The sequence below is a fragment of the Gilliamella sp. Pra-s52 genome, from assembly GCF_009795805.1.
Taxonomy (GTDB): domain Bacteria; phylum Pseudomonadota; class Gammaproteobacteria; order Enterobacterales; family Orbaceae; genus Gilliamella.
Genome location: NZ_WTEY01000017.1, coordinates 1 through 17,619, shown reverse-complemented (window position 1 = coordinate 17,619; position 17,619 = coordinate 1). Strand labels below are relative to the sequence as shown.

The 17,619-nt window shown below is 34.5% G+C and carries 18 protein-coding genes; 6 read left to right on the top strand and 12 right to left on the bottom strand.

Annotated features, from left to right (window positions below; genetic code table 11):
- Positions 1-170 precede the first annotated feature (170 nt).
- The 6 genes from flhD to flgL all read left to right on the top strand — a co-directional run bounded on the left by flhD (position 171) and on the right by flgL (position 5,684).
- Positions 171-491 (top strand): flagellar transcriptional regulator FlhD, encoded by a 321-nt coding sequence (flhD, locus tag GQ594_RS10335; protein WP_160400748.1) that lies wholly within the window; start codon positions 171-173, stop codon positions 489-491.
- 13 nt (positions 492-504) lie between these two features.
- Positions 505-1,110, top strand: coding sequence for a flagellar transcriptional regulator FlhC (gene flhC / locus GQ594_RS10330; protein WP_160400719.1), 606 nt, complete (start codon positions 505-507; stop codon positions 1,108-1,110).
- Positions 1,111-1,170: 60 nt separating this feature from the next.
- Positions 1,171-2,052 carry a flagellar motor stator protein MotA gene (motA, locus tag GQ594_RS10325; RefSeq protein WP_160412414.1) on the top strand — a complete coding sequence of 294 codons (882 nt, stop codon included), beginning with the start codon at positions 1,171-1,173 and terminating at the stop codon, positions 2,050-2,052.
- Positions 2,052-2,939: a flagellar motor protein MotB gene (gene motB, locus GQ594_RS10320; RefSeq protein WP_160400717.1), complete on the top strand. Its 888-nt coding sequence runs from the start codon at positions 2,052-2,054 to the stop codon at positions 2,937-2,939. Before motA ends, motB begins: the two co-directional genes overlap by 1 nt.
- Before the next feature lie 130 nt (positions 2,940-3,069).
- On the top strand, positions 3,070-4,713 hold the full coding sequence (flgK, locus tag GQ594_RS10315; RefSeq protein WP_160400716.1) for a flagellar hook-associated protein FlgK: 1,644 nt from the start codon (positions 3,070-3,072) through the stop codon (positions 4,711-4,713).
- A gap of 14 nt (positions 4,714-4,727) precedes the next feature.
- Positions 4,728-5,684, top strand: coding sequence for a flagellar hook-associated protein FlgL (gene flgL / locus GQ594_RS10310; RefSeq protein ID WP_160400715.1), 957 nt, complete (start codon positions 4,728-4,730; stop codon positions 5,682-5,684).
- A gap of 362 nt (positions 5,685-6,046) precedes the next feature.
- Here the strand turns inward: flgL and GQ594_RS10305 are convergent, their stop codons facing one another.
- The 12 genes from GQ594_RS10305 to GQ594_RS10250 form a co-directional block, all read right to left on the bottom strand.
- Positions 6,047-7,258: a hypothetical protein gene (locus GQ594_RS10305; protein ID WP_160412412.1), complete on the bottom strand. Its 1,212-nt coding sequence runs from the start codon at positions 7,256-7,258 to the stop codon at positions 6,047-6,049.
- Positions 7,258-7,530, bottom strand: coding sequence for a PAAR domain-containing protein (locus tag GQ594_RS10300; RefSeq protein WP_160412410.1), 273 nt, complete (start codon positions 7,528-7,530; stop codon positions 7,258-7,260). The genes GQ594_RS10305 and GQ594_RS10300 overlap by 1 nt, the downstream gene beginning before the upstream one ends.
- A gap of 198 nt (positions 7,531-7,728) precedes the next feature.
- Positions 7,729-8,397, bottom strand: coding sequence for a hypothetical protein (locus GQ594_RS10295; RefSeq protein WP_160412408.1), 669 nt, complete (start codon positions 8,395-8,397; stop codon positions 7,729-7,731).
- A gap of 22 nt (positions 8,398-8,419) precedes the next feature.
- Complete coding sequence (locus GQ594_RS10290; RefSeq protein WP_160412406.1) at positions 8,420-8,605, bottom strand: hypothetical protein; 186 nt, start codon at positions 8,603-8,605, stop codon at positions 8,420-8,422.
- Positions 8,606-8,673: 68 nt separating this feature from the next.
- Positions 8,674-9,342 carry a hypothetical protein gene (locus GQ594_RS10285; protein WP_160412404.1) on the bottom strand — a complete coding sequence of 223 codons (669 nt, stop codon included), beginning with the start codon at positions 9,340-9,342 and terminating at the stop codon, positions 8,674-8,676.
- Positions 9,343-9,364: 22 nt separating this feature from the next.
- Positions 9,365-9,562, bottom strand: coding sequence for a hypothetical protein (locus GQ594_RS10280; RefSeq protein ID WP_160412402.1), 198 nt, complete (start codon positions 9,560-9,562; stop codon positions 9,365-9,367).
- A gap of 56 nt (positions 9,563-9,618) precedes the next feature.
- Positions 9,619-10,284: a hypothetical protein gene (locus GQ594_RS10275; protein ID WP_160412401.1), complete on the bottom strand. Its 666-nt coding sequence runs from the start codon at positions 10,282-10,284 to the stop codon at positions 9,619-9,621.
- 22 nt (positions 10,285-10,306) lie between these two features.
- Positions 10,307-10,504: a hypothetical protein gene (locus GQ594_RS10270; RefSeq protein WP_160412399.1), complete on the bottom strand. Its 198-nt coding sequence runs from the start codon at positions 10,502-10,504 to the stop codon at positions 10,307-10,309.
- Positions 10,505-10,560: 56 nt separating this feature from the next.
- On the bottom strand, positions 10,561-11,226 hold the full coding sequence (locus GQ594_RS10265; protein ID WP_160412397.1) for a hypothetical protein: 666 nt from the start codon (positions 11,224-11,226) through the stop codon (positions 10,561-10,563).
- 22 nt (positions 11,227-11,248) lie between these two features.
- Entirely contained in the window at positions 11,249-15,928 is a 4,680-nt protein-coding gene (locus GQ594_RS10260) for a toxin VasX (protein ID WP_160412395.1), read from the bottom strand.
- Position 15,929: 1 nt separating this feature from the next.
- On the bottom strand, positions 15,930-16,844 hold the full coding sequence (locus tag GQ594_RS10255) for a hypothetical protein (RefSeq protein ID WP_160412393.1): 915 nt from the start codon (positions 16,842-16,844) through the stop codon (positions 15,930-15,932).
- Positions 16,844-17,619: type VI secretion system Vgr family protein (locus GQ594_RS10250; protein ID WP_160412392.1), on the bottom strand; the 776-nt coding region annotated here is incomplete at its 5' end. The genes GQ594_RS10250 and GQ594_RS10255, both read right to left, overlap by 1 nt.

Here is a 17,619-nt window from a genome sequence, read left to right as displayed (position 1 = left end):
GAAATAAAATGCAAACAATCGAAAATAAATTGAAATAATTTTTTTATTGACCTTTGTCGTTTAAAAATGTAACTTTACGCATATAAAAAAATATTTTACTTTGATTTTACTATTTATTCGTTTTTTTACGCGAATAAAATAAATATAGATTGGTGGCAAAATTGGGAAATATATTAGATGACGATATTCTTAAATGTATACATCATTTGAATTTGTCGACACTACTATTAAGTCAGAAAATGATAGAAAAAGATAAAGTGATGGCAATGTATCGATTAGGTATTGATGAACAAACAGCAGATATACTTAGCAGTTTAAGTACCTCTCAAATGTTAGTTTTATCAGAAACCAATCAATTAATATTTCAATTAAGATTTGAAAACGCAGAAATGATGAAAAAACTGACAGAAGAATCGCGAGTTAGAGATATAAAGCAGATGCATACAGGAATTCTTTTATCAAGTTTGCTATTAGACTCACTTAATAAGTAGCTAAGGAAACAAAATGACAAGTACAAGTATTATTCAAAAATATCAAGAAACCCAGCTTGCCATCAAATTAATTTCCCTTGGTGGTAGAATTCAAATGTTGGAAAGTGAAACTAATTTAAGCCGAAATAAACTTATTAAGCTTTATAAAGAGATTCAAGGTTGTCCTCCTCCTAAAGGTTTATTGCCTTTTTCAACTTCGTGGTTTATGACATGGGAACCGAATATCCATGCCAGTATTTTTTATAATGCTTATGCTTTTTTAGTTAAAAACGGCCTAAAATCAGGCATTCAAACAATCCTAAAAGCCTATCAACTTTATCTGGAACAGTGTCAATTTTCACACAAAGAGGAACCTGTTTTAGGATTAACCAGAGCCTGGATTTTAGTCAAATTTGTTGAAAAAAATATTATGCAACAATCATGCTGTACAGCTTGTCGTGGACTTTTTATTACACATGCTTATCACCCCAAAAACACGTTTACTTGTAGTTTATGCCAACCACCATCAAGGGCAGACAAGAATCATAAGACACCAAAAGAAAATAATGAAAAGTGTCTGAAAATGTTATCTACATTAAGCAATTTAAATTCATCCGTTGCCACACAAATAACGGCTTAAATAAATATTAAAAATATTTCAGCAAGTTAACTTTTATTTTATGGAGAAAGAAGAAAGTCAATGCTAATAATTATAGGGTATATTGTCGTCATCGCCTCAGCACTCGTTGGTTATGTGCTTAGTGGCGGCTATTTAGCAGTACTATTTCAACCACTTGAGTTATTGATTATTGGTGGTGCTGCAATTGGTGCTTTTATTGTCAGTAATGAACAAAAAACGATAAAAGCAACACTCAAATCGCTAGGGTCATTATTTAAAACATCTAAATATAATAAAAATCTGTATTTGACACTGATCAGCTTAATGTACACCGTTTTAACCAAAATTCGTCAAAATGGAGGATTATCAATCGAATCAGATATTGATAATCCCCATGAAAGTGAACTATTTAAACAATATCCACTTATTTTAGATAACCCTAGAATCTGTGATTTTATCACCGATTACTTACGACTTATGATCAGCGGCAATATGGATGTATTTGAAATCGAAACACTTATGAGTGAAGAGATTGAAACCTTTGTTCATGAACTTGAAAAACCAGTTGATGCCATTTCAAGTATTGGCGATGGACTACCTGCATTTGGAATTGTTGCAGCGGTAATGGGAGTTATTAATACACTTGCACAAGCAGATAGACCCGCCAGTGAACTTGGTGAACTTATTGCACATGCGATGGTTGGGACATTTTTAGGGATCTTACTTGCTTATGGATTTGTTTCGCCATTAGCTGCTTTATTGAAACAAAGAAACGCCGACGTAATCAAAATATTAGAATGCACAAAAACCATACTAATTGCTAGCATGCATGATTATTCACCACAAATTTGCATTGAATTTGGACGAAAAACGATATTTTCTCATGAAAGACCGTCATTTTTTGAATTAGAAAAATATATCCAAGAAATTAAAGATAAAAATATCAATAAAAATAACGAGTAATGAAAGATCAATCTGTAAGAATAATAGTTAAAAAAAAATCGGGGCATGGTGGTGGGCATCATGGTGGTTCATGGAAAATCGCTTATGCTGACTTTATGACTGCCATGATGGCGCTGTTTTTAGTCATGTGGTTAATTTCGACATCTACACCACAAGAGTTGAAAGGCATTGCGGAATACTTCAGAACGCCTCTAATTATTGGTTACAATGGTGGTAAAAACATTAGTGATAGTGAAAGCCCTATCCCTGGTGGCGGCGATGATGTGAGTAAACAGCTTGGTGAACAAAAAAATGATGTTGTGTCACAGAATGAATTTGAAAAAAAGCAACTTGAAAAAATACAAATGATTGAAGCGGCACGAAAAATTTATGATATTTTCGATCTTGATGAAAAATTAAAAAAGTTAGCACCTAATCTTATTATTGAATTAACTGAAATGGGTTTACGAATTCAAATTTTAGCCTCTGACGATAAACCAATGTTTGATGTAGGTAGTGCAACAATCGATCCTAATATGCGAGAAATTCTGCAAACTTTAGCCCCAATTATTAATTCATTACCCAATAAAATTACGTTATCAGGACATACTGATGAACGGCAATACTCAACAGGCGATCGAGGATATAGCAACTGGGAATTATCAGCCGATAGAGCCAATTCATCAAGAAGAGAGCTTATTGCTGGTGGTTTAGATTCAAGCAAAATTATTCGTATTATTGCCTTAGCCGATACAGTAAATTTAAACAATCCAAACTACAGTAATGATGCCAACCGTCGTATTAGCATCTTGATCTTAAATAAAGCGGCACAAGAATATATTGAGTCTGAAAACAACATGACAGGTATTGATTTTTTAAAGCAAAGCCAATCCACTAGCGAGCAATAATCAAAAGATAAACCGTCCACGGCATTATCCAAAAAATAATTAAAGTTTTGGTGAATTGCGCCGATATAAACAGTAACCCGTTCGTTTAATAATAATATTATTAACTGAAACTATAAATTTAGGAGTTTTTATGACAAATTCATTGATGAATACTGGTATTAGTGGATTAAATGCTGCACAAAATATGCTGAATGTAATAAGCAATAATATTAGTAATGCCCATACAACAGGTTACAATCGTCAACAGCAAATTTTACGTCAAGCTAATGGAACTCAACATAGTTTTGGTTTTGTGGGTAATGGTGTTTCGGTTTCATCGGTGAACCGAGCCTTTAACCAATTTGTGGTTGGACAACTGCGCCAATCACAATCGCAAAGCGGTTCAATTAAAGCCTATTATAATGAATTATCAAAAGTCGATAACCTATTGGCAGAAAATGACAATAGTATTTCATCACAACTCAACAACCTTTTTGCAAGTTTAAATAAACTAGCTTCAAATGCAGGTGATGCATCAACAAAACAAACGGTGATTAGTGATCTCGCATCGTTAACTAGTCAGTTTAATAAAACAGAAAAGAACTTAAAAAATCAAATCGCTAATATTAATACTGAATTAAGTAGTAATGTAGATAAAATCAACACTTATACTCAGCAGATTGCTGATCTCAATCAAAAAATTTCACAACTACAATCAGTGGGTAACGGCCTTGAACCCAATGCATTACTTGATCAGCGTGATCAACTTGTTAACGAACTGAGTGAAATCATTGGTATTACCGTTACTGAGCAAAACGGACAATATAATTTATCATTAGCCAATGGATTAAATTTAGTTCAAGGTTCTTCTGTAAATGTATTATCAGTCCAACCTTCAGCAGATGATCCCTCGTTCAATACAATTATTTATACACACCATTCAGGCGCAACACAGGAATTAACTAGTCAGAACATCACATCAGGCTCATTAAATGGTCTATTAACCTTTCGAGAAGGCCCTTTAACCGACGCACGCAATCAACTAGGTTTAATCGCTCTCAATTTAGCAGAACGCTTTAACGAAGTGCATATGTCGGGTATCGATATTAATGGTAATCAAGGCGAAAAGTTATTTGATTATAACCATCCTAGTTGTATCACCAATACTAAAAATCAAGGTAATGCCTCGGCTAAAATCGAGTTTACATCGGTTACAGATGTAAAAGCATCTGATTACAAAATAGAATTCAATGGCAAAGATTGGGTTGTCACAAGATTATCCGATCATCAACAAATAACCCCAAAAATGGAAGGGAATAAATTGGTTTTTGATGGTCTATCTATTGAAATAAGCGGTAACGCAGTGAGTGGTGACTCTTTTATGATTAAACCCGTGGCGGATATTGCTTCGTCATTAGAACTGTTGGTTAAAGATGTCAATAAACTAGCAACAGGTTTTGATGACGAAGAAAATGGCGCTGGCGATAATCGTAATGTTGCTAAATTATTAGAAATCCAACATGAAAAACTTATCAATGGTACAACAACGCTAAAAAGTGCTTATACAACCTTAGTGAGTTACATTGGTAGCGAAACTCAAACAGCTAAAGTTTCATCTCAATCAACGCAAAATATAACTCAGCAAATTTATGAGCAAAATCAATCAATATCTGGAGTTAATCTTGAAGAAGAGTATATCTCAATGCAAGTTTATATGCAGTACTACCAAGCGAATGCAAAAGTGATTGATACGGCAACAACACTATTTGATACCATTTTAAGTTTAACTAAATGATAAAAGGATAAAAAATGCGCCTTAGTACAAACTCGCTCTATCAAAAAAATACACAAAGTATTTTAAATACTAATAGCAAATGGCAAAAATCTGGTTTACATCTAGCAACAGGAAAAAAAATTTTAACGCCATCAGATGATCCTATGGGAGCAGCACAGTCATTAATATTGAAACAAGCGCAAGCTCAAAATGAGCAGTTCCAAGCTACGCGAGAAAGTACTGAAAAAACACTAAGTCGCCAAGATACGCTTTTGTCGGAAATCAACACCGTCATTCAATCAATTCAAGAAACCTTAGTTTATGCTGCTAATGAAACATTAAATGAAGAAAATAGGCTAGATATTGCCAATAAATTACAAGGTTTAAAAGATCAACTGCTTTCGTTAGCTAACTCAAAAGACACAAACGGTAACTACATTTTTGCTGGTAAAAAAAATGACACACCTCCTTTTATAAAAAATGAATCAGGCGAAGTCACTTATATTGGTGGAAGTACCTCTGTAAATGTTCTGATTGATGACTCAAGAGAGGTCTCGGCAAGTTTTACAGGTATTCAAGTATTTATGACTGATGCCAATGTCAAAAATGCCGATGGTTCACCAGCAGAAAGCAATATTTTTGCCAGTATTGATTATGCACTCGATGCATTAAAATCAGACTTAAATTATGATGATGAAAAAAGTGTTGAAGCATTTAGAGAAGGGTTATCAAAAGCTCGCAACGGTGTCGACAATTCATTTAACAATATTTCAACGCTTAGAGCAGAAGGCGGTTCGGTATTATCCGAAGTAAACAGACTAATCACACTAGGCAAAACGTTAGATATTGAATTTCAAACACAAATTAGTCAATTTGAAGATGTAGATTGGTATGATGCCATTTCAGAATACGCCATACTACAAGCAAATTTACAAGCTGCACAATACACCTTTATGACAATGCAAAGTATGTCACTGTTTCAAATGAAATAAGCATTACCTACTGATATTTTACCTGAAATAATCAAAAACAATTCATCCCATCCCAAGGAGGTTGAATACCTCCATTTTTCTGAAATGCTCAACAAGTAATGCCATATCATGCAAGATAATCGATCAATGTAATTGTATAACTAACATAAAAAATTAAATTCAAAAAACTTTAATAAAATCAATAACTTTCCTGAACGATTTTTATCGCTGTTAGCTTTGATGATTTCTTAGTCTGTCACTTCAAGTTCGGCAATTTTGCCAGTGATAGCGTGTTTAAAGGATTATTTTAATCATGAAGTGTAAACAATTCGGCATCATACTATTTTTTATATACAATAGATAAAATAAATTATAAGCAATTTTTAGACTTCATTTTCTTGCACACACGAAACAACTGAAGCAACAAGCTGTGACTTGCCTACCATAACCAATTGTTTATCTTTTTTTATAAACGCATTATCAATGGCTAAAGCCAACGCTAACCAATATGAACAGTAACCAGCATAACCAATTGATGCATCAATATTAAAATAATCTTTGGCTTCAAATTGAATCTGGTTAAAGTAATTCAAAATTTTAGTATTTAGATCAGGCAAAACAGCACTATACCAAACTCCACCATAATAATTATCATCACCACTTCCCCACAATAAGGCATGATCAATAGTTTGCGTTAAGTTTGCTTTTTGTTCGCTTCGATGTACTTTTATTAATGGCGAATTAAATGTGGGTAAAAGCGACTCTATATCCACATTTTCTCCAGCTAAAATTAGCATCGAAGCAAACTCACCTTCATTTTTAATAGGAACAGAAAATAGATGCGTATTTATAACTAAAAGTAGCTCATCATCATGCTCACTATCATCTAACCATGTTTCTATAAATGTAGACGAATTAACGGGATCTTCAATTTCAAAACTAACTGGATGAGAAATAATTTTTCCTAATGTCATCATCCATAATGCCGTGATTTTATCGTTTGAAATTTCAGCTTCAATAAATAACCGTACATGCAAATTTGTTTGTGATAACATTGTTGAAAATTTAGCTTTATATTCTTTTTCAAAACGAGTAAAAATTAATTTTAAGCGATCGTCAAATCCATTAGATGTTGTATCACCAAACTCAGATAAAGTTGTATGAGGAATCACAATACCACTATTTGGATGTAATTTACTTTTAATTAGAAAATCGTTATTAATTATGGCATTGGCATTTTCTATGTCGCCTTGTTCAGTTATAAGCGAAAAGCCCAAAACAGATAATCCTCGCTGTCCATAATTAATCAGTTTTTGTTTACGCTCTTCTATACACAAATTCCACTGCTCAATATAATTTTCACGTTGACCATATAAAAAAACACCATATAAAAAAATAAACAACCAAGAAACAAAAGGGAAAAAAGACAAGCCTAAAATAAATAGGGTATCTGATATTTTGTAAAAAAAACTGAGTGTAACTGTAATGATACAACCAAGCAAAATGAACACGATAAGTAAAATTCCCCAAAGTGAAAATTTCATTTTTTTAGCTTCAGGCAATGGGGCTGGTAGTGATGATAAATCGATAGACATTAGCTTTTTCCTACCTCTGATATTGATGAGATTAAAGAACAACCGCAAATGCTTTTATGACCATCTAAAGCAACTTGCTTACCTTGAATGGTAAAAGTTGAGTCACCTTCAATAATAGGATTAATACCATGACCTTTTATTGGACAACTAACTAAATCACCAACTAAAGCAACAGGTTTGCCAAAAACTGTCATTGTCGATGAAGCGGTAATTACTTTTCCACCATGATTTGTCAAATCACCTAGCCGAATAACTCCACGTTGTTTACTCATTTTTTATTTCCTTTGTTATTTTATATTTTTTCGCTTATTTCAGTCTATTTTATAAAAATATTAATCTTTTTATTACAAAATAATTAAATAAACCATATTTAATATCGAATGATACAAATTAACTTATCACAAATAAACCCATTGCTTATTTTGCCTACAAAAAAATCAACTTGTTACCAATAACACCATGATTTATGATTATAAAACATAGTGGCCACTAGTACCCGCTGTTAGTTTTAAACTATCATCATATTGAATGCTGTAGTAATGAGTTCCTGGAGCGGGTCTATCGCCTAATACCGCAGCTTCTAAACCACCATAACCTTTATATAGACTATAAATATCCTTATTTTTTATCCAGTTTGGGACGTTTTCCATATGGTAATAAAAATAAACCATACGTATTCCTTGCAACTGATTATCAACCCCATCAATTTTATCAACCACAATTCGACCAAAACAGAAATTCGTTCCTCCCCACCATTCTTTATCAAGATATTTACGCCCTTCATCAGTAAAGTTATAGCGGTAGAGTGGCTTGTCGCCATCGTGACCAACTAGCTCTTCGGTAAATAATCCCTCTTTGGCATAGAGTGCTAATCGTTCATTTAATTTATTATTAATATAAATAGGATCGCGATAGTGCATATCTTTATGATACCCTGGCATATATTTAATAGTATAGGGGTACATATTCTGATAAATCTTGCCCACCCGAAGACAAACCGCTTTATTCCCCGTTGGGTTATTATAATCATTTTCTTCTTGTATACGGGTTTTATAGTCATTAAAATCACAACTGGTAAGCAAGGGTAACAACAGTAGTGGGCCTAATAGCAGTGAGTTAATTGTCAATTGTTTTTTCATTATGGTTACCTGTTAATTAAAATTATTTTATTGCGGTGGTGATATCGTTTACCAACGATTCGACCCAGTGAATAACTTGATACTGATAAGAGAGCATATAAGGAAAGACCGCATTACCATCGCTGTCAGTTTTTCCTTCCGGCCAATATTGAATTGCGCAAATCACTTCAAACTCACCATTTACTCGACCTAATAATTGACTTATCACAAATAAACCCATTGCTTATTTTGCCTACAAAAAAATCAACTTGTTACCAATAACACCATGATTTATGATTATAAAACATAGTGACCACTAGTACCCGCTGTTAGTTTTAAACTATCATCATATTGAATGCTGTAGTAATGAGTTCCTGGAGCGGGTCTATCGCCTAATACCGCAGCTTCTAAACCACCATAACCAGGATACAAGCTATAAATATCCTTATTTTTTATCCAGTTTGGGACGTTTTCCATATGGTAATAAAAATAAACCATACGCATTCCTTGCAACTGATTATCAACCCCATCAATTTTATCAACCACAATTCGACCAAAACAGAAATTTGTTCCTCCCCACCATTCTTTATCAAGATATTTACGCCCTTCATCAGTTAAATTATAGCGGTAGAGTGGCTTGTCGCCATCGTGACCAACTAACTCTTCAGTAAATAATCCCTCTTTGGCATAAAGAGAGAGTTTTAAGTTAAGTTCGTTATTAGCGTCGATTTTATCATAAGGATCTTTTGGATCTATTTCACCTTCAAGGTAATGAATTGTATAGGGGTACATATTCTGATAAATCTTGCCCACCCGAAGACAAACCGCTTTATTCCCCGTTGGGTTATTATAATCATTTTCTTCTTGTATACGGGTTTTATAGTCATTAAAATCACAGCTGGTAAGTAAGGGTAACAACAGTAGTGGGCCTAATAGCAGTGAGTTGATTGTCCATTGTTTTTTCATTATGATTACCTGTTAATTAAAATTATTTTATTGCGGTGGTGATGTCGTTTACCAACGATTCGACCCAGTGAATAACTTGATACTGATAAGAGAGCATATAAGGAAAGACCGCATTACCATCGCTGTCGGTTTTTCCTTCCGGCCAATATTGAATTGCGCAAATCACTTCAAACTCACCATTTACTCGGCCTAATAATTGACTTATTACAAATAAACCCATTACTTATTTTGCCTACAAAAAAATCAACTTGTTAGCAATAACACCATGATTTATGATTATAAAACATATCCGCCACTCTGACCGCTCATAAAACTTAGGCTACCATCAGACTTAATACCGTAATAATGTGCGCCCATAGTACTTTCCCCCAATACGGCCTCCTCTAAACCACCATAACCTTTATATAAACTATAAATATCCTTATTTTTTATCCAGTTTGGGACGTTTTCCATATGGTAATAAAAAAACACCATTCTTATCCCTTGCATTTGATCATCTACCTTATCTATTTTTTCAACCAACACTTTGCCAAAACAGAAATTCGTTCCCCCCCACCATTTTTTATCAAGATATTTACGCCCTTCATCGGTTAAATTATAACGGTAGAGTGGCTTGTCGCCATCGTGACCAACTAGCTCTTCGGTAAATAATCCCTCTTTGGCATAAAGAGAGAGTTTTAAGTTAAGTCTTTTATTTTGCTTAATTTTGTCATAGGGATCTTTTGGATCTATTTCACCTTCAAGGTAATGAATTGTATAGGGGTACATATTCTGATAAATCTTGCCCACCCGAAGACAAACCGCTTTATTCCCCGTTGGATTATTATAATCATTTTCTTCTTGTATACGGGTTTTATAGTCATTAAAATCACAACTGGTAAGTAAGGGTAACAACAGTAGTGGGCCTAATAGCAGTGAGTTGATTGTCCATTGTTTTTTCATTATGATTACCTGTTAATTAAAATTATTTTATTGCGGTGGTGATGTCGTTTACCAACGATTCGACCCAGTGAATAACTTGATACTGATAAGAGAGCATATAAGGAAAGACCGCATTACCATCGCTGTCGGTTTTTCCTTCCGGCCAATATTGAATTGTGCAAATCACTTCAAACTCACCATTTACTCGGCCTAATAATTGACTTATTACAAATAAACCCATTACTTATTTTGCCTACAAAAAAATCAACTTGTTAGCAATAACACCATGATTTATGATTATAAAACATACCCGCCACTCTGACCGCTCATAAAACTTAGGCTACCATCAGACTTAATACCGTAATAATGTGCACCCCTAGGACTCCCCCCCAATACGGCTTTCTCTAAACCACCATAACCTTTATATAGACTATAAATATCCTTATTTTTTATCCAGTTTGGGACGTTTTCCATATGGTAATAAAAAATCACCATTCTTATCCCTTGCATTTGATCATCTACCTTATCTATTTTTTCAACCACCACTTTGCCAAAACAGAAATTCGTTCCTCCCCACCATTTTTTATCAAGATATTTACGCCCTTCATCAGTAAAGTTATAGCGGTAGAGCGGCTTGTCGCCATCGTGACCAACTAGCTCTTCGGTAAATAATCCCTCTTTGGCATAAAGAGAGAGTTTTAAGTTAAGTTCGTTATTAGCGTCGATTTTATCATAGGGATCTTTTGGATCTATTTCACCTTCAAGGTAATGAATTGTATAGGGGTACATATTCTGATAAATCTTGCCCACCCGAAGACAAACCGCTTTATTCCCCGTTGGATTATTATAATCATTTTCTTCTTGTATACGGGTTTTATAGTCATTAAAATCACAACTGGTAAGTAAGGGTAACAACAGTAGTGGGCCTAATAGCAGTGAGTTGATTGTCAATTGTCTTTTCATTATGATTACCTGTTAATTAAAATTATTTTATTGCGGTGGTGATGTCGTTTACCAACGATTCGACCCAGTGAATAACTTGATACTGATAAGAGAGCATATAAGGAAAGACCGCATTACCATCGCTGTCAGTTTTTCCTTCCGGCCAATATTGAATTGCGCAAATCACTTCAAACTCACCATTTACTCGACCTAATAATTGGTTAATTCCAAATAGACCAATATTAGGTGACGACATTGCATCGGTATTGGTTTGGGTGGTGTTGTTGTCCTTTTCATCTTCTTCATAAGGATCTGTTTTTACCGCAATATCAATTGTTTGTTGCATTTTGTACCAAGTTTCTAATGCTTGATTCGGTTTATCAGGGTCAGCTTTCAAATATCTATAAATTTCTACTTCTTCATTCCTGACCATATTTTCATTCACTAGTTTAAAACATTTGGTGTTACATTGAATCGGCTGAACAGTTAATTGCTTCTTGCCATGACTAACCTGCAAAATAGTATCGAATTGCTCACCGCGATGGCGGATGGTGATCTCGCCTTCAAATGTTGCTTTATCTTCGACAAAATCGGGTAACTGCATCACTAAATGTAACTTGTACGGTAGAGCGTTTTGGGGGGTGTTTATGATATCAATCACTTCGCTTTGATCATCGGATCCCCAGACTATGCCATTTATGCCATTAACTTTATAGGGTGGTGCTTTATCTTTATCTTTATTTTTTTTACCTTCATCGATCAGTTCACGAATTTCAACCTCGTAATGTGCGGTTCGACAAAATCCTTTGCGCGAAGCAAGGTAAAAATCCTGTTCGGATAAATAGTTACCCGTATCGCTAATGGGATAAGGCGGATACAAGTCATTGCGAGCAAATTTACCAAAAATTGAGCGGTTGATCCATTTGTCCATTTCGTCCCAGTTACTGCCGTCGTCATAAGTACCAAATAGAAAGTTGATCACAAATGGTGCTAAAAACAGCACGATTACCCACGGGGCGGCAATGCCCAATGCAATGCTTAGCCCAGCTGCAGCAAACCCAATGGTTGAGCTTATCATAAATCCTACTGCACCGGGATCACCACGGGTTACGGCATTCATTGAGCGACATAGATCCCCAAAACTGTCGATTATGGCAATGGATTTAGCCGCATAACCTAATACTTTGCCAGCTTTACCAATTTTACCAAGTAAATCTGTAAGTGTTTTGTCGCGCTCGCCAAACAGTGCTTTTAGTTTTATGCCATCAAGAATGGCATAAGATGCAGTTAAAGCGATATCAAGATACGTTCTTAATAATGCTCTTGAAACTTTGTCGATAAATGCGGAATCCGTTAATGTATTCAAATTAGTTTTCAAACCATTAATTTGTAGGTATTGATAAGCAAGTGTAAAGACATTCATAGCGCTAGATACTGACGTATCATACACTGCTGTACGCCATTTTTTTTCTGCATTATATTTAGCTGTGTTTAGTTGTTCATAATCAACTAGGTGGGCATCTTTGAATTTATCTACATTAGCATTACCTCGACTAGTGTTCATTGATTTTTCAAACATTACCCGTTCACCTTCATTGCTAAATGTCAGTAACATATCTAATTCAACATATGTTTTTTTTGCCTTAGCTATGTCTCGTTTTTTAAGTTTAAATCTTTCTTGCGTTGACGAATAGTTCCCGCGGATACGAGCACCATCGGTGGTTATTAGGTTGCCATTATTACTTTGAGCATACACAACCTGTGATGAACTACCAAGATTATCTAAAAATTTTTGTAGATTGGATACTGGCACTTTTACTTTATATTGTTTATGAGTTGCCGTTGTAAACATATTCATTGCTTTAATCAAGTGAGTATCAACCACAGCGACATTAAGGTTATAAGTATTATTATTAGAAAGGATTTTGGCGATATTACTCATTGATAATTTGATCAGTTCTTCTTTTATATAAGCCCCGACTGTTACATTACCGTTAAGCTTTAAATTCAAGATTTGTTTGATTCTTTTGATATTCTTTTTAGCACCCGACAAAGGATTATTGACTTTGGTGTTTCCTTTTGTTATTCCTTTACTGCGATTAGCTAAAATCTTTTTAACATCTTGCGTTAACTGCTTATCGGCTTCCGGTATATTTCCTGATGCAACATTAAACAGTGAATAAGCACCTTCATAGCCCTCGATTAAATAATGATAAATACTGTTTTCATTGTTTATCAGCATTGACCATAGCTTGTCTTGCTTATCTAAATAAAAGTTGCCGACAGAATCATTATCTAAAATAATCAGCAAACTTGATAGCACTAGAATATGCTGGTCAGAGGTATCGGGATCACATTCGGTTAACCAAAAAGGAACGGTGTTTTGCTCACCAAATAACCATAATAAATATGTAAAATAATCTTCTGATACTTGTTCAACATAGGTTAATAAATTTTGGTAAAGGGTTTTATCTAACGCTTTATATTTGACTATTGATTCGTTATTAAGACGCTCTGATTCTTTATCATCCCAGTTTTTATCCCTTTTCCATTCGGAAACTTTGTCTTTAGCATTGGGATATTTGACAACCACAACATCATAACCCTCTATTGTGCGTAATTTTTTCTCAGTTTGATAAATAGCTAAAATGTCTTTTTTTTGCTTATCTGAGATATTAATAACTTCATAATCACCTAGTGGGGGAGCATCATCTACTTGAGCACCACTTATACTGATCTCGCTGATAAATCTAAAATAAAAAAAACAAGCAACTTTATTTAAAAATGCTTTATATGCTGGTATAGGTATTGTAAATTTATTTTCGATCGCAAATTCAGTATCACCCACCACATCTAATACAAAAATTTTATCCAATAAGTCCTGACCATTATCCCCTTTATAAAGCTCAGTTTTTAGCACTAACTTTGCCTCTTGTTCGGCATATCTTTTTAAATCTTTATTATAAGAACCATTTGGTTGATAAAAGGCAAATAAAATACAATCTGATGCATCTTCTATTTGGTTATTGAGTTTTAGTATATCTTTATAATTTTCAATACTATTATATTGGTTGCGCGCATAGCTGGTTTCGGGTTTAAAGTAAAGAAAGGGGTGCCCTGATGCATGGTTTTGTTGTTTAGTAAAATAATCTTCAATGGCTTTTGTCCTTTTACCGACTAAATTAGCCATAATTGCTGGGATTTTATTTAGATATTTGTTAATTAACCATTGTTGCGTTGGTAATGCAAAGTCCAATACTTTAAGATTTTCATACACCGCTTTATACTGCTGGTTATACCGAAGATCTAAAATATTTTCTTCATAAAATGATTTAATAATATCTGGATCAATATCACCACCTAGCTGTGTTAATTCTTCAAGAATAATATCTTTGGTGGTTTTTCCCAAATTTTTCCTTAGCCTTTTTTGAATCGCAATCGCTTGCTCTTGGCTTCGGCCAGCAAGCCCATTAATTACTGGTGCTAATAACTGTCTTCGTTGTACCGATAGCTCTTCAGCTAAACCTAAATTGTCTTCAATCAATATTACGCCAATTTCATCAGTTTGGTAATTTGAATTTGCTCGTGCTTCACCTTGGTAACCCTTTATCGTCTTTTTAAAACTTTCATTCAGCCCACCAGCTTCCTTTTTTAGCGAGTTAAAATGGCTAGCAGTACAAAAAAGATGTTTAAAATAATGAAGTACATCTGATGTGCTACTGCTTATGATTTTGTTTAAATCGACGTCTTTAGTATAAAAAACTCCTTTGCCTATCGCTTTGTCAATGGGGGTGTTTAATGAAGTAGATTCTTTTGTTAATTTAGCTCGATAATCTTTTTGTTGTTCTTCATCAAAATAATCAAGCACCTCTTTATTACTACATTCTATTTCAACTAGATAACGTTTTATGGAAGTTACTTTGGTATCATCACCGTTTTGTTCTGTGCCATTTGTTTCACTAGCTTTGGATTGATGCGACGTTTTTGCCTGATTATCACCGGCTTTACGGATAAAATCATTAAACGAAAAACTTCTTTGCCCTTTTGAAACAGCCATCTCTGTAGGATTAGTCTTGGTTAAATCAACAACGGTAAAACGTTCATCTCGTTTCTCTTCGTTTTTACGATAAAATTCAATGACGTCTTTATCCCAACGACAAGGGCTATAGGCTATCCACGCTTTATCATAAATTTTATTATCTAATGTAATAAATTTCGCTTTAAACTGATGCCCCTCCGTAACGCAAGATGATGGTAGTTCTTTGGGTCTTGATCCTTTGATATCTCTTAACTCTCTCAACCGAAAAGCACCTGAATGAGTGACTACAAAAGCTTTCACTTTTAATAGATTAAGATCCGTTCCCTCCCAATCTTTAACTGATTTATTCTTTTGTAGCAAAATATAGACGTACCCTTCTCTTAACGTTCGGTAGGCATATTTAAAATGCTTTAGCGTTTCTGTAGGTTCTCGATCGCCTAGCGCTAACATGCCTTGATCCCATTTGATACCTTTAAAATTTTTAGGCACAATACTTTTTCGAACTAAAAAAAGTGGAAAACCCAATCGCTCGCAAGCACCACATTTACCATTGCTCAATTTCATATTTTCTGCGGCTTCATTAATTAGCTCAGGAGTAATTTTAGGCGGCTCTTGATTTGTTTCAATGCTGTCGTCTTTGAATTCAGAATTATTGTTTTTTCTGTCTTTGTTACTAGTATCCATTTCATTTTTCCTTATTCTTGTTATTTTTCAATAATGCTTGGAATGTTGAATTGATGGCTAAAAATCGCTCTGATAATATTCCTGGCGACTGCAAAACCACATCGTCAATAATGGCTCTGATTTCTTCATGTTGTTGTAGATCACCATACTGCATGGAATAAAATACATAGATCGTTCTGTCTTTAATGTCTGTTAAGCCAAGTAAGCTTGCAGTATAGTAATGCTCTATTAATATTATTAAATCATTTTCACTAACGTTTTGATTAATTTCTTCTTTGATGTCATACCAATTAACATATAGCCTAAATAAATTGTTAGATTCATTCTGAAAAAAACGCATTTTAGGTGGCAAACTTGATGGTAGTAACTGATTATCTTTATTTGGTTTGATTACTCTTAATTTTTGTTGTATATCAATATAATAGTAAGTTAAGTTTGTTGGGAAAAATACATTTATCCAATTTGGATCGGTTAGATGGCTATCTTGTAAAAGTTGCATTCTAAACGGTTCATAAAAGGGTACAAACCGCATTGAACACATTTCACCCAATATTAAACCTATTTTAGGTAACCATTCTGCAATTTCATCAATCGCTTGTTGTGCTACAAGCCAACCACAAACATACGGTTTGGTGGTTAAAAAATCTTCGCCAACTTGAACTATTGAGGAAAATAATAGATCTGCATTGACATCTTGATTAGGGTGACCAATACAAACTAAATGAGGACAAGACGTTAATTCATGCAATAACTCAGGACGCTTAACCACCGCAATATCTTTTAGCGGTAAAAGTTGTTTTAACTGTTGTGGATAAAGTTCGCTTAATTCACTGGTTACACCAAGCATATCAATTAATAAATAACGATAGTATTTTTTGTTTTCTTCACTATTTAGCTGTTCTTGTAATGTATTCACTATATTGTCTCCGAGCATTCGCTGCCTTTTGGTAATTCAACTTCTGGTATTTGATAATTTGAAGGTCCTAATATGCGAAAGCTAGCAGATTCAATCTGAACATCACCCGGTGCTAGCATTTTTATACCGCCATTTTCTATCACAATAGCAACATCATCACACGCCAATATGAGTTTTTTCTTGGCCGATATAATCACTTCACTGTCGGTACTGGTAATTGTCATATTCTGTTTTGAACTTAATTGTATTTCATCATTTTGTGCCTGTATCTCAACATTGCCCTGCGAGGCAAATAGCTTTATGCCCATTTTGTTGGCAAATAGACTTATCATATTGCCCGCAGTTACCATAAAGCGTTTAAATGCACTAACATCAATCGTGTTTTGTGCTGTCTGGATGATGTTTTCTCCTGCGGTGTGCTGGATTGAACTTGGGGTAACGTCAGCCATACCAGCCGGTGCGTAAGTCAGTATTCCTGATTGTTTTAGTTCTTTTAAGCTTTGTTCAAATAGTTGTTTTTGGGTTTGTAAGTCAGCCAGTTCTGCTTTGGCTGCTTCGGCTAATTCGTTAAGCCTTTTAACCATTTCGCTAGCTTGTAAAAGTTCTTTAACCGCATTATCCATTTGCAGTTGTATATTGCCCGCCTGTGTTTGCTCTTCGCTAGTGATATACAGCCCTTTACCAGCCCTTATCGCTCCCCAATCATCAGTGCGTAGCTCAAATCCCTCACCGCGCTCGTCTTTGTTTTGGTTAACTAAGTGACCTAAATTAAGTT

What these genes read in the sequence shown, in the direction of transcription:
- flhC (WP_160400719.1), top strand. Translation starts at nt 505, where the DNA reads ATGACAAGTACAAGTATTATTCAAAAATATCAAGAAACCCAGCTTGCC.
- motA (WP_160412414.1), top strand. Translation starts at nt 1,171, where the DNA reads ATGCTAATAATTATAGGGTATATTGTCGTCATCGCCTCAGCACTCGTT.
- motB (WP_160400717.1), top strand. Translation starts at nt 2,052, where the DNA reads ATGAAAGATCAATCTGTAAGAATAATAGTTAAAAAAAAATCGGGGCAT.
- flgK (WP_160400716.1), top strand. Translation starts at nt 3,070, where the DNA reads ATGACAAATTCATTGATGAATACTGGTATTAGTGGATTAAATGCTGCA.
- flgL (WP_160400715.1), top strand. Translation starts at nt 4,728, where the DNA reads ATGCGCCTTAGTACAAACTCGCTCTATCAAAAAAATACACAAAGTATT.
- GQ594_RS10305 (WP_160412412.1), bottom strand. Translation starts at nt 7,258, where the DNA reads ATGTCTATCGATTTATCATCACTACCAGCCCCATTGCCTGAAGCTAAA.
- GQ594_RS10300 (WP_160412410.1), bottom strand. Translation starts at nt 7,530, where the DNA reads ATGAGTAAACAACGTGGAGTTATTCGGCTAGGTGATTTGACAAATCAT.
- GQ594_RS10295 (WP_160412408.1), bottom strand. Translation starts at nt 8,397, where the DNA reads ATGAAAAAACAATTGACAATTAACTCACTGCTATTAGGCCCACTACTG.
- GQ594_RS10285 (WP_160412404.1), bottom strand. Translation starts at nt 9,342, where the DNA reads ATGAAAAAACAATGGACAATCAACTCACTGCTATTAGGCCCACTACTG.
- GQ594_RS10280 (WP_160412402.1), bottom strand. Translation starts at nt 9,562, where the DNA reads ATGGGTTTATTTGTAATAAGTCAATTATTAGGCCGAGTAAATGGTGAG.
- GQ594_RS10275 (WP_160412401.1), bottom strand. Translation starts at nt 10,284, where the DNA reads ATGAAAAAACAATGGACAATCAACTCACTGCTATTAGGCCCACTACTG.
- GQ594_RS10270 (WP_160412399.1), bottom strand. Translation starts at nt 10,504, where the DNA reads ATGGGTTTATTTGTAATAAGTCAATTATTAGGCCGAGTAAATGGTGAG.
- GQ594_RS10265 (WP_160412397.1), bottom strand. Translation starts at nt 11,226, where the DNA reads ATGAAAAGACAATTGACAATCAACTCACTGCTATTAGGCCCACTACTG.
- GQ594_RS10260 (WP_160412395.1), bottom strand. Translation starts at nt 15,928, where the DNA reads ATGGATACTAGTAACAAAGACAGAAAAAACAATAATTCTGAATTCAAA.